Annotated in this window: 11 protein-coding genes; 1 reads left to right on the forward strand and 10 read right to left on the reverse strand. The window is 61.3% G+C overall.

From position 1 onward, the window contains the following. Positions 1-6 precede the first annotated feature (6 nt). Positions 7-219, reverse strand: coding sequence for a NepR family anti-sigma factor (locus tag RB548_RS14190; protein WP_331371927.1), 213 nt, complete (start codon positions 217-219; stop codon positions 7-9). 138 nt (positions 220-357) lie between these two features. On the opposite strand from RB548_RS14190, the gene RB548_RS14195 reads away from it, so the two are divergent. Further along, positions 358-1,152 (forward strand): response regulator, encoded by a 795-nt coding sequence (locus tag RB548_RS14195; RefSeq protein WP_331371928.1) that lies wholly within the window; start codon positions 358-360, stop codon positions 1,150-1,152. Positions 1,153-1,510: 358 nt separating this feature from the next. Here RB548_RS14195 and RB548_RS14200 read toward each other — a convergent pair whose 3' ends face one another. From RB548_RS14200 to RB548_RS14240, 9 genes are all read right to left on the reverse strand, one after another. Beyond that, positions 1,511-3,094: an FGGY-family carbohydrate kinase gene (locus RB548_RS14200; RefSeq protein ID WP_331371929.1), complete on the reverse strand. Its 1,584-nt coding sequence runs from the start codon at positions 3,092-3,094 to the stop codon at positions 1,511-1,513. 88 nt (positions 3,095-3,182) lie between these two features. After that, the gene (locus RB548_RS14205; RefSeq protein WP_331371930.1) at positions 3,183-3,851 is read right to left on the reverse strand and encodes an HAD family hydrolase; all 669 of its coding nucleotides are present in this window, start codon (positions 3,849-3,851) and stop codon (positions 3,183-3,185) included. Between the two features lie 2 nt (positions 3,852-3,853). Further along, the gene (locus tag RB548_RS14210; RefSeq protein ID WP_331371931.1) at positions 3,854-5,338 is read right to left on the reverse strand and encodes a mannitol dehydrogenase family protein; all 1,485 of its coding nucleotides are present in this window, start codon (positions 5,336-5,338) and stop codon (positions 3,854-3,856) included. A gap of 36 nt (positions 5,339-5,374) precedes the next feature. Continuing rightward, on the reverse strand, positions 5,375-6,148 hold the full coding sequence (locus RB548_RS14215; RefSeq protein WP_331371932.1) for an L-iditol 2-dehydrogenase: 774 nt from the start codon (positions 6,146-6,148) through the stop codon (positions 5,375-5,377). Then, on the reverse strand, positions 6,145-7,146 hold the full coding sequence (locus RB548_RS14220) for an ABC transporter ATP-binding protein (RefSeq protein ID WP_331371933.1): 1,002 nt from the start codon (positions 7,144-7,146) through the stop codon (positions 6,145-6,147). Before RB548_RS14220 ends, RB548_RS14215 begins: the two co-directional genes overlap by 4 nt. A gap of 10 nt (positions 7,147-7,156) precedes the next feature. Continuing rightward, positions 7,157-7,987, reverse strand: a complete 831-nt coding sequence (locus RB548_RS14225; protein WP_331371934.1) for a carbohydrate ABC transporter permease — start codon at positions 7,985-7,987, stop codon at positions 7,157-7,159. Positions 7,988-7,992: 5 nt separating this feature from the next. Continuing rightward, complete coding sequence (locus RB548_RS14230) at positions 7,993-8,865, reverse strand: carbohydrate ABC transporter permease (protein WP_331371935.1); 873 nt, start codon at positions 8,863-8,865, stop codon at positions 7,993-7,995. Positions 8,866-9,055: 190 nt separating this feature from the next. After that, entirely contained in the window at positions 9,056-10,366 is a 1,311-nt protein-coding gene (locus RB548_RS14235) for an ABC transporter substrate-binding protein (RefSeq protein WP_331371936.1), read from the reverse strand. Between the two features lie 225 nt (positions 10,367-10,591). Further along, positions 10,592-11,545: a sugar-binding transcriptional regulator gene (locus tag RB548_RS14240; protein ID WP_331371937.1), complete on the reverse strand. Its 954-nt coding sequence runs from the start codon at positions 11,543-11,545 to the stop codon at positions 10,592-10,594. Positions 11,546-11,685: the final 140 nt, after the last annotated feature.

Here is an 11,685-nt window from a genome sequence, read left to right on the forward strand (position 1 = left end):
CGGCGCCTACTCCCTCCCTTGCAGAACCGATCGGCCTTGCAGAGTCGAGTGTTGTTCCGCTGCGTCGAGCTTTTCCAGCAAATCGAGGAACCTTGCTGGAATCGCCTCCTCCTGCACTGATTGATAGAGCGCCTTCAGCTTCGCTGCGATCTGTGCATTCGGATCACCGGTCGACGAGCTTGTGCCAATCGGCCGCCCTGCCCCTGAATTATATCTCATCTTGCAATCGTCACCTTAGAGAGTTCGCCTGCACCATAACGCAGGAAAAAAATGAAATGTTCCAGCGCGGAACCTTTTTTTCGGCCGGGCGTTTCCGCGTCGAGACAAGAACCGAAGAGATGACTGAGGGAGTCCTGTATGACACTGTCTAACCGGATCGCGCCGCTCCTGCCCTATTTGCGCCGTTATTCCCGCGCGCTGACAGGCTCGCAAACCTCGGGCGATGCTTATGTGGCCGCGGTTCTTGAGGCTCTTATCGCGGACACGACAATCTTTCCCGAAGCAAGCAACGACAGGGTCTCCCTGTTTCGCCTTTATACGTCCTTGTTCGGCTCATCCTCGGTCCTGATCCCCGAGCCGGTTTCGCCTTTTGCCTGGGAACAGCGGGCATCGGTCAACCTCGCGGCGGTGTCGCCACTGGCACGCCAGGCCTTCCTGCTGGTGTCGGTGGAAGGCTTCAGCCCCAACGAGGCTGCAGAGGTGCTTGATGTCGATGCAGACAAACTGAGCGCGCTTCTGGAACGGGCATCGCAGGAAATCTCCCGTCAGGTTGTGACCGATATCATGATCATCGAGGACGAACCGCTGATCGCGATCGACATCGAGCAGATGGTCAAGAGTCTCGGCCATCGCGTCACCGGCATCGCGCGGACCCGGGACGAGGCAATCGCCCTCTACAAGGAAACGAAGCCGAGCATGGTGCTCGCCGACATTCAGTTGGCCGATGGAAGTTCCGGCATAGATGCGGTGAACGAGATCCTGAAGACCGCCGCCATTCCGGTGATTTTCATCACCGCCTTCCCCGAAAGGCTGTTGACCGGCGAACGGCCCGAACCAACCTTCCTCGTCACGAAGCCCTTCAATCCGGAAATGGTTAAGGCGCTTATCAGCCAGGCGCTCTTCTTCAACGAATCGACGAAGGCGGCCGCCTGAACCGCAATCCGAAAGCGACGGGCGATCGCCCGTCTGCGAAAGGGTCATACTCTCATAACGCAAAACAGCCAGTGCCGAGGGAAAGGCACTGGCTGAGCTTTATCAACTCACAGAGGGGATGTGAGTTGGGCAACCGGCGGTATGCCTCCGGCGTCACATTGGGGGCGATGTGCGCCACCGTCCGGTTGTCCGCCCCAACGCGCGAGGAGGAGAAAGGTTCCACAAAAAATGAAATCGATTCCTGCAGCGCCGCGCGTCTTTTCAGACGCGCAAAGGACGCTGCAGGACTTTGGATTGCTGCATGTTCTTATCCTTAAATCAGGTACGATTTAAGGAAACATGCAGTAGCTCCTTCCTCCTACTCCATCGCTTCCAGCTCGGCCCGATGTCGGTATAGCGCAAGAAACCGCCGATAGTCGCGATCGTAGAGGTTGCGCAACGCGGCATCGGGACGACGTTCCTGCCCGCCCGACGACATTGCCGTCCCCGCCCCTGCGAGATCGGAATGAAGCCCGCCGGCAACAGCAGCCGCCATCGCAGTGCCTAGCAGGACGGCATCGGGCGTCTCGGGCGCAACCACGCGGCAGCCGGTCGCGTCGCAATAGAGCTCCATCAGCAACGGATTGCGCACATGGCCGCCGGTCACGTGCAGCGTATCGAGATTGTACCCCGCCTCTTTCATCATTTCGAGGATATGCCGGATTCCAAGTGCGATCGCGACGCAGGTGCGCCAATAGAGACGGCAAAGCGCATCGAACGAGGAATCGAGCGCCAGACCGCTGACGACGCCGAGGGCGTGCGGATCGGCGAGCGGCGACCGGTTGCCGTGAAAATCAGGAAGGACGTGCAGCCGATCGGCGAAAGCCGGGCCATGCAGCGCGCGCAGTTCCTGCACGCGCTCGATGATCTTCATGTGCGTGTCCGCCGTCGGCTCCTGCCCGCCGCCATGCACGCGCACGATATGATCGAGCAGCGCGCCCGTCGCCGACTGCCCGCCCTCGACCAACCAGCAACCTGGAAGCACCGCCTCGAAATACGGTCCCCACATGCCGAAGCCAGGTTTCATATCCTTCGAAAAGGCCACGATGCAGCTCGACGTTCCGGCGATCAGAGCGAGCTGGCGCTCGAGCTTTGCAGGATCGCCGGCAAATTCGCCGAGGACCCCGAGCGCCCCTGCATAGGCGTCGATCAGCCCGGGTGCGACCCGGCATTGGGTGTCGAGCCCGAGCTCATCAGCAGCGGTTGGCGTAAGGTGACCGACAGCGCGCTCCATGGGAAGGGTTTCCTCAGGCAATCCGCCTCGGTCAAGCAGGTCTTCAAGGCCGATCCGCTCCAGATAATCTTGCTGCCAACCGCGCTCCTCATGGGCGAGATAGTTCCACTTCGCCGTCAGCGTACAGCGCGATCGGGCAGCACTCCCCGTCGCGCGCCAGGACATGTAGTCCGCGAGATCGAAGAAATAGCCCGCCTTCTCCCATTGCTGCGGCAGATTCCGCTTCAGCCACATCAGCTTCGGCATTTCCATTTCCGGCGACATCACCCGGCCCGAATGGTTCAGGACGGGATGCTCCGTCGCCGTGCAGAAATCGGCCTCGGCAAGCGCCCGGTGATCGAGCCAGACGATCGTGTCCCAGCGTGCCTCCCCCCGGCGATTGACCGATAGCGGCGCGCCGTCGCGGTCGCGCACGACCAGCGAGCAGGTCGCGTCGAAGCCGATCGCGGCGATATCCGTCGCTTCAACGCCGCCCTTCTCCCGGGCCGCCCTCACCGCCGCACAGACCGACGCCCAAATGTCCTCGGAATCATGCTCGGCGTGGTTTTCTTCCGGCCGGTTCATCGCAATCGGCCTGTCGGCCCGCGCGAGAAGCTTGCCTTTCCGGTCAAAAATGCCGGCACGGGCGCTACCGGTGCCGATATCGACCGCAACGACATATTCGCGCATAAATGGATATCTCCGTCCCGAGATCACGATGATTTAAGAGGTCAGAAGGGGATGTGGTACGCTCTGTCTGCCGCGATCCTGCTCTGACTTATTGTCGGACAAACTGTATCAATTCGCCCATATCGTCAAACAGCACATCGGGACGGAGTCGAGCCAGCGCTCGCCGATGCCGGTCGTTTCGCGCGTGGCTTGCGCCGGCGAAGGCAAAGACGCGCATGCCGGCCGCTTTCGCCGCCTCGATGCCGGCCGGGCTGTCTTCCACGACGACGCAATCGGCGGACGCGTAGCCCATTTGCTCGCTCGCATAGAGGAAGAGATCGGGCGCTGGCTTGCCGTGCGCGACCATGCTGGCGCTGAAGATGTGCGGCTCGAAGAGATCGATCAGTCCGGTCACCGTCAGGGAAAGACGAATGCGCTCGGGCTGGCTCGACGACGCGACGCAGCAGGCTCCGTCGAGCTGTTCGATCGCCCGGCGAATGCCGTCAACGGGCTTCAGTTCATCGCGAAAGCGCGCATAAAGGCGCGTCCGCATGCCTTCGAGAAAGGCGTCGTCGGTCGCAAGACCGTGTTCGTCATGAAGGATGGCAGACATGCTTTTGAGGCTGCGGCCGAGGAAACGTTCGCTCGCCTCGGCCGTCGTCATCGATATTCCCGCCGCATGCAGCGCCTCGACAAGGACGGCAAGCGAGATCGGTTCGCTGTCGACCAGGACGCCGTCGCAGTCGAAGATCACCAGCCTGGAGGCGCCGCCCGCCATCACTATCCCTCGAGTTTGTCGTCCAGATAGAGCTGGAGCGTTGCGCGCGTACCCTTTTCCCAGAGTGTTTTCAGTGCATGTCCGAAGCGCCGCCGGAAGAGGTCGGATCCGGCGACGTCGCCGAAAATGTCGGAAAGCGCGAGGAAGGCCATCGGGTCTTCCTTCGCTGCAAGGGCGGCGGCGTGCAGCCGGTCGGCGCTTGCATCGTTGAAGACGATATCCTTGCCGCTGTCCGATTTGCCGGCAAAATAGCGGCACCAGAGGGCAGAGACCAGCGACAGTCCTACCACATCTTCGCCGCGGCGCAGGCGATCAGCGGTCGACGGCAGGATAAACTTCGGCTGGCGGTTCGAACCATCCTGAGCGAGCCGCGGAATGGTGTCGCCGATCTTCGGATTGGCGAAGCGCGTCTCGATGAGCCTGTAGTAATCCTTGAGATCCGTATCCGGGACCGGCGGGATGACCGGGATGATTTCGTCGTGCTCGAGCTTCGCCAGGAAGCCGCGGATCAACGGCTCTTCCATCGCCTCGTGGACGAAATGGATATCGAGCAAGGCCGCCGGATAGGCGATTGCGGCATGGCCGCCGTTGAGGATGCGAATTTTCATGTGCTCATAAGGAGCGACGTCGGGGACGAACTGGACACCGACCTTTTCGAGTGCCGGGCGGCCTTGCGGGAAATGATCCTCCAGCACCCATTGCTTGAATTCTTCGCAAAAGACCGGCCAGGCGTCGTCGATGCCGTATTCCGAGGCGACGAAACCGATCTCCCGGTCGCCGGTCGCGGGCGTGATACGGTCGACCATGCCGTTCGGAAAGGCGACATTGGCATCGATCCAGTCCGCGAAGGCGGGATCCGAGAGGCGCGCAAGACCGGAAACGGCCGCGTGCGTGACCTCGCCATTGCCGGGGATATTGTCACAGGACATCACCGTGAACGGCGGGATGCCCTTCGCTCGACGCGCGGCAAGCCCGGCGAGGATCAATCCGAAGACGGTCTTCGGTGCTGCCGGATTTTGCGAATCCCCGACGATCGCCGGGTGGGCGGGATTGAAGACGCCAGAGGCCGGATCGATGAAATAGCCGCCTTCGGTGATCGTCAACGATACGATACGAATGGAAGGACTTGCGAGCTGTGCCACGATTGCCGGCATATCACCGGGCTTGATATAGGCGATCATCGCGCCGGTGACATGCGCACCCGTGCGGTTGTTGTCCTGCTCGACCACAGTCGTCAGGAAATCCTGTGCTTCGAGCTTGGCCCGCATGACCTCGTCCGCCGGCAACACCCCTGCCCCGATGATCGCCCAGTCACGGTCGAGCCCGAGGTTGAAGAGATCATCGAGATAGACGGCCTGGTGGGCGCGATGAAAGTTGCCGACGCCGAAATGGACGATGCCGGCGCGCAGATCGTGCCGATCATATTTCGGCACGCCAGCCTTGGCCTTGACTGCGTCGAGTGTGGCAAGGGAGAGTTTGGTCGTCATCCTATCGTTCCTTTCGACTCGTCTTGCGACGAAGCCTCAGCTCATCCAGTTGCCGCCATCGACGTTATAGGTCTGGGCGACGACGTAGTCGCTTTCCGATGAGGCCAGGAAAATCGCCATGCCGGTGAGATCTTCGGCAGTGCCCATCCGTCCGTAAGGTACCTCCTCGCCAACCAGGCGCTTCTTTTCGCCGAGCGGACGGTTCTCGTACCTGGCAAAGAGCGCGTCGACGCCATCCCAGTGTTCGCCGTCGACAACGCCCGGAGCGATCGCGTTCACGTTGATGCGATGCTTGATGAGATTGAGCCCGGCCGACTGCGTAAGGCTGATGACGGCCGCCTTGGTGGCGCAATAGACGGCGACCAGTGCCTCGCCGCGGCGGCCCGCCTGGCTTGCCATGTTGATGATCTTGCCGCCGCGCCCCTGCGCGATCATCTGCCTAGCCGCCGCCTGCAGGGTGAAGAGCGTGCCGGCGACATTGATCGAAAACAGTTTTTCGTAGCTTTCTCGGGTGATCTCGATGATCGGCGCCAGATCGAAAAGCGCGGCATTGTTGATCAGGATGTCCAGGCCGCCCGCATGGTCGACGACGGCAGCGATCGCCGCATCGATCGACTCCTGTCGGGTCACATCCATTTGCACGGCATAGGCCGCCGGTCCGATTTCCGCGGCCGTCTGCTTCGCCCGGTCGAGATTGATGTCGGCGATCGCGACGGTGGCCCCCTCGCGCGCATAGGCTTCGGCGAAGGCACGGCCGATACCCCGCGCGGATCCGGTGATCAACGCGCTTTTCCCTTCAAGACGTTTCATCGAATTGCCAATCCCTTTTCGTCAAACTTGTGCAGGCGCTGGGCGTCCGGCGTCAGGAAGACCGGATCTCCGTGGGTCACCCCGAAGTCGCCGCTGACGCGCGCCGTCAACGTGCCGATGCCATCGGCATTCACGTGCAGGAAGGTGTCGGAGCCGAGATGCTCGGCCACACCGACGGTGCCCCGCCACGTTCCCTGATCCTTGGAAAGCGCCAGATGCTCGGGGCGAATGCCGATTGTGTGGGCCTGATAGGCGGCTGCCGGCGCCCCGGAAATGAAATTCATCTTCGGCGAGCCGATGAAGCCGGCAACAAAAAGATTGTCCGGCTTGTGATAGAGTTCGAGCGGCGAGCCCACCTGCTCGATGCGTCCGCGATTGAGCACCACGATCTTGTCGGCCATGGTCATGGCCTCCACCTGGTCGTGCGTGACATAGACCATCGTCGTCTTCAGCTGCTGGTGAAGCTGGCTGATCTCCAGCCGCATGTTGACGCGCAGCGCCGCATCGAGGTTCGAAAGCGGCTCGTCGAACAGGAAGGCGTCCGGCTGCCGGACGATCGCCCGGCCGATCGCCACGCGCTGGCGCTGACCGCCGGAAAGCTGGCGCGGCTTGCGGTCGAGATAATCGGTGAGGTTCAGCACCCGCGCGGCGTCCGCCACCTTCTTGTCGATCACGGCCTTGTCCTCGCCCGCCATCTTCAGGGGAAAGGCGATGTTGGAACGCACGCTCATATGCGGATAGAGCGCATAGGACTGGAACACCATCGAGAGACCGCGCTTTGCCGGCGGCAGGTCGGTCGCTTTCTTGCCGTCGATGACGATCTCACCGTCACTGACATCCTCCAGGCCGGCAATCAATCTGAGCAGCGTGGACTTGCCGCAGCCGGACGGTCCGACGAAGACGACGAATTCACCGTCATTGATGTCGAGGTCGATCGAAGGGATGACGGCGTGGGCGCCGAAGACTTTCGATACGTTCTTGAGTGTGATGCTTCCCATGGTCGTATCCTTATTTGACCGCGCCGAAGGTCAGGCCGCGTACAAGCTGCTTCTGCGAGAACCAGCCGAGAATGAGAATGGGGGCGATCGCCATCGTGGAGGCGGCCGAGAGCTTCGCGTAGAAGAGGCCTTCCGGGCTCGAATAGGCAGCTATGAAGGCGGTCAGCGGTGCTGCTTTCGCCGCGCTCAGGTTCAAGGTCCAGAACGCCTCGTTCCAGGCGAGAATGATGTTGAGGAGCAGCGTCGATGCGATGCCGGGGATCGCCATCGGCGTCAGCACGTAGATGATCTCCTTGGAGAGCGAGGCGCCGTCCATGCGCGCCGCTTCCAGGATCTCGCCGGGGATTTCCTTGAAGTAGGTATAGAGCATCCAGATGATGATCGGCAGGTTGATCAGCGTCAGGACGATCACCAGGCCGGTGCGCGTGTCGAGGAGCGCCGAGTTGCGGTACATCAGATACATCGGCACCAGTACGCCGACGGGCGGCATCATCTTCGTGGACAGCATCCACATCAGCACGTCCTTGGTCCGTTTCGTCGGGGCGAAGGCCATGGCCCAGGCCGACGGAATGGCGATGATGAGGCCGAGCAGCGTCGAGCCGAAGGAGATGACCACCGAGTTCATGAAGTGCTTGAAATAGTTCGAGCGACTTTGCACCTCGAAGTAGTTCTCGGTCGTCCAATCGAAGAAGAGGAATGCCGGCGGCGAGGCGATCGCCTGCGCCTCCGTCTTGAAGCTCGTCAGGAACGTCCACAGGATCGGGAAGAAGATCAGGATGCCGACCGTCCAGGCGACGACGGTGACAACCACCTTGTGTCGAGTCGAAACATTGCGTGCCATGGGTCTCAAGCCTCCAGCGTCTTGCCGATCATGCGCATCAGGAAGAATGCGACGATATTGGCGAGGATGACCGCGATGATGCCGCCGGCGGAGGCGCCGCCCACGTCGAACTGCAGGAGAGCCTGCGCATAGACGAGAAAGGTGAGGTTCGTGCTCTGCGTACCGGGCCCGCCGTTGGTGGTGACGAGGATTTCGGCAAAGACGGAGAGCAGGAAGATCGTCTGGATCAGGATCACAACGGTGATTGCGCGCGAAAGATGCGGCAGCACCAGATAGAAGAAGCGGCTCCAGGCGCCGGCACCATCCATCTGCGCGGCCTCCTTCTGTTCCTCGTCGAGCGACTGCAGCGCCGTCAGCAGGATGAGCGTCGCAAAGGGTAGCCATTGCCAGGCGACGATAAGGATGATCGAGAACAGCGGCGCATTGGCGAGGAAGTCGAAGGGCTGCAGGCCGACGAGCTTGGCGAGCCAGGCAAACAGCCCGTTCACCGGGTTCATGAACATGTTCTTCCAGACGAGCGCCGCAACGGTCGGCATGATCAGGAACGGCGCGATCACCAGGATGCGCACGATCCCCTGCCCGAACATCGGCTGGTCGAGAAGAAGCGCGAGGGCGATCCCGCCGATCACCGTGATGAACAGTACGCCGAGCACGATTGCGAGCGTGTTGAAGATTGCGTGGAAGAATGCCGGATCGGTCAGAAAGTAGATGTAGTTGGAGAGCCCTGCGAACTCCTCCATTCCGGGCATCAGCAGATTGTAGCGCAGAAGCGAGAAATAGATGGTCATGGCCAGCGGAACGATCATCCAGGCCAGAAGCAGGAGCACCGAGGGCGCGATCATCAGCCGCGCAGCGGAGCGGGTATGCAAGGTCGCCATGGCGTCCTCCCGTAATTGTCAACGCTGTTCCATGAAGGCGGGCGCGGTTTACCGCGCATGCCGGACGCGCCGTGACCGATCAAAAAAGTCAGAGCGGGAAGCGGAAAACCCGTTCCGCTTTTCCCCATCCCGCCCTGAGAGTTGCCGGGACACCAGCCGTTTCCAGCCAGCGCCCCGGCCCTTGGGAGCCTTACTTGATGTAACCGGCCTTGGTCATTTCGCGGGTCGACAGTTGCTGCGCGCTGGCAAGCGCCTGATCCACGCTCATCTGACCGGCCAGTGCTGCCGAGAAGACCTGGCCGACGGCGGTGCCGAGGCCCTGGAATTCCGGGATCGCGACGAACTGCACGCCGACATAGGGCACCGGCTTGACCGCAGGGTTCTTCGGGTCGGCGGCGTTGATCGAGTCGAGCGTCATTTTCGCAAACGGCGCCGCCTTCTGGTACTCCGGGTTCTCATAAAGAGACGTGCGGGTACCGGGCGGAACGTTTGCCCAGCCTTCCTTCTCGGCGACGAGCTTCAGATAGTCCTTGCCAGTTGCCCAGGCGATGAACTTTTCGGCCGCCTCCGCCTTCTGCGAGCCTGCGGGGATCGCGAGGTTCCACGCCCAGAGCCAGTTGCCGCGTTTGCCAAGGCCGGTATCGGGTGCGAGTGCGAAACCGACCTTGTCGGCAACCGTCGATTCCTTCGGGTTGGTCACGAAGGAAGCGGCAACCGTCGCGTCGATCCACATGCCGCACTTGCCGGTCTGGAAGAGTGACAGGTTTTCGTTGAAACCGTTCGAGGAGGCACCGGGCGGGCCTGCGTCATTCATCAGCTTGACGTAGAAGTCGAGCGCATTCTTCCATTCGGGCTGATCAAACTGCGGCTGCCATTTCTCGTCGAACCAGCGCGCGCCGAAAGCGTTGGCCGTCGCTGTCAGGAAGGCCATGTTCTCGCCCCAGCCGGCCTTGCCGCGCAGGCAGATGCCGTAGATTTCACTGTCCTTGTCGGTGATCTTGCGGGCAGCTTCCGCGATGAAGTCCCAGGTCGGGGCGTCGGGCATGGTGAGACCGGCTTTTTCGAACAGGTCCTTGCGATACATCACCATCGAGCTTTCGCCATAGAAGGGTGCGGCATAAAGCTTGTCGTCGATCGTCAGGCCGCTGCGGATCGCCGGCAAGAGGTCATCGACGTCGTAATCGGCGCCAAGGTTGTCGAGCGGCAGGAGCCAGCCCTGCTTGGCCCAGATCGGCACTTCGTAGGTGCCGATCGTCATGATGTCGTACTGGCCGCCCTTGGTCGCGATATCCGTCGTCACGCGCTGGCGCAGCACGTTTTCCTCGAGCGTTACCCACTCGAGCTGAATGTCCGGATTTTTCGAGGTGAAATCCTCCGTCAGCTTCTGCATCCGGATCATGTCGCCATTGTTCACGGTCGCAATGGTCAGGGTTTCTGCTTGGGCCAGACCCGCCAGAGCGACTGCCGAGCACGTGCCCAGCAGGAAAGTTCTCAAATTCATCGACTTCCTCCCAGAAGAAAATGAGCATTTGCTTTGCTCATGGGCAATTACTCACTCATTGGCGCAAAATGTCAATGTGCATTCGATGCTGCGACGCACCCGAAATTGTTAATGGGCTGTTTTAGCTATGGATTTTTTGTCAAGCTCGGCGCACAGAATGCACGCTCGCAACCCGGGCGGCGGCGTTCTCGAAGCTCGATGTTGCCGAGTTTTATCTTGGCTGAATCACGCGCCAAGCAAAAAGTCGGCAGTGGTTTCGTCGGTGACAAGGCCGTTGATGATGCGGCCCTTGAGCGCTGCGCGGAGCGCCTCGTATTTGCGCCTGCCCTTGGCAATGCCGATGACCGATGCCCGATCGCGCGGCGGCAGCGGAATGGAGGCGACGCGTTCGTTGATGCTGCCCGTCAGCAACTCGCCCTCGTGATCGAACATCCAGCCGCAAATTTCCCCTGCGGCACCGGCTGCCGTTAGCCGCGCCATTTCCTCGCGCGCCAGGAAGCCGTCCTCGCAGAGCGGTGCGTCCGGCCCGAGTTCGCCCACGCCGACGAAGGCGGCATTGGCTTCTGCACCGAGCTTGAGCGCGATCTTAACGAGACTCTGGTTGTGCAGGACCTCGCGCTCCTCGGGCGACGAAACGAGCACCGGCAGGGGCATGGGAAAATGGCGCGCCTTGATCGTATCCGCCATGCTGAAGATGACGTTGTAATAGGCGGCCGAACCATCGAGCCTGATATTGCCGGTCAGCGAGACGATCCGATGCTGCGGGCACTCCATCGGGGGCAACTGGTCGATCGTCGCCTTCAGCGTCCGCCCGGTTCCGATCGCCAGAACCACCGGGTCCGTCGATTTCAGCCAGCGCTCGATCTCCACTGCGCCGGCTTCCGCGATGCCGACCGTCGTCGAACTCGAACCGGGATCGCTCGGCACGACGTCGACATGTTTCAGCTCGTATTTTTCCTTGAGCCGGGCGGCGGTTTCGAGGCAGGCGGCAATCGGATGATCGAGCCGAACCTTGATCAGTCGCTCGGCCATGGCGAGGGAGACGAGGCGCTGCGCCGATTGCCGCGAGATGCCCATGACCGATGCAATCTCGTCCTGCGTTCGGCCGGCGACATAGTATAGCCAGCCAGCCCGGGCAGCATCGTCCAGCCTGTTGTTGGTCTCCGGCCTGCGCGCCATAAGATTGTCTCCTTCCCCCTTGATTTGCTGCCACTATTTGCCCTGCCCTGTCAAACAAACGTGCAGGGCGAACAGGATGCGTGAAGAGAAAGCCCGGGTTCTTGGGGCGTTCGGCAAGTTTCCGAAGCAAACTTTTACCG

Origin of the sequence: Sinorhizobium chiapasense (assembly GCF_036488675.1) — a bacterium.
Lineage (GTDB): Bacteria > Pseudomonadota > Alphaproteobacteria > Rhizobiales > Rhizobiaceae > Sinorhizobium > Sinorhizobium chiapasense.

What these genes read in the sequence shown, in the direction of transcription:
- RB548_RS14190 (WP_331371927.1), bottom strand. Translation starts at nt 219, where the DNA reads ATGAGATATAATTCAGGGGCAGGGCGGCCGATTGGCACAAGCTCGTCG.
- RB548_RS14195 (WP_331371928.1), top strand. Translation starts at nt 358, where the DNA reads ATGACACTGTCTAACCGGATCGCGCCGCTCCTGCCCTATTTGCGCCGT.
- RB548_RS14200 (WP_331371929.1), bottom strand. Translation starts at nt 3,094, where the DNA reads ATGCGCGAATATGTCGTTGCGGTCGATATCGGCACCGGTAGCGCCCGT.
- RB548_RS14205 (WP_331371930.1), bottom strand. Translation starts at nt 3,851, where the DNA reads ATGGCGGGCGGCGCCTCCAGGCTGGTGATCTTCGACTGCGACGGCGTC.
- RB548_RS14210 (WP_331371931.1), bottom strand. Translation starts at nt 5,338, where the DNA reads ATGACGACCAAACTCTCCCTTGCCACACTCGACGCAGTCAAGGCCAAG.
- RB548_RS14215 (WP_331371932.1), bottom strand. Translation starts at nt 6,148, where the DNA reads ATGAAACGTCTTGAAGGGAAAAGCGCGTTGATCACCGGATCCGCGCGG.
- RB548_RS14220 (WP_331371933.1), bottom strand. Translation starts at nt 7,146, where the DNA reads ATGGGAAGCATCACACTCAAGAACGTATCGAAAGTCTTCGGCGCCCAC.
- RB548_RS14225 (WP_331371934.1), bottom strand. Translation starts at nt 7,987, where the DNA reads ATGGCACGCAATGTTTCGACTCGACACAAGGTGGTTGTCACCGTCGTC.
- RB548_RS14230 (WP_331371935.1), bottom strand. Translation starts at nt 8,865, where the DNA reads ATGGCGACCTTGCATACCCGCTCCGCTGCGCGGCTGATGATCGCGCCC.
- RB548_RS14235 (WP_331371936.1), bottom strand. Translation starts at nt 10,366, where the DNA reads ATGAATTTGAGAACTTTCCTGCTGGGCACGTGCTCGGCAGTCGCTCTG.
- RB548_RS14240 (WP_331371937.1), bottom strand. Translation starts at nt 11,545, where the DNA reads ATGGCGCGCAGGCCGGAGACCAACAACAGGCTGGACGATGCTGCCCGG.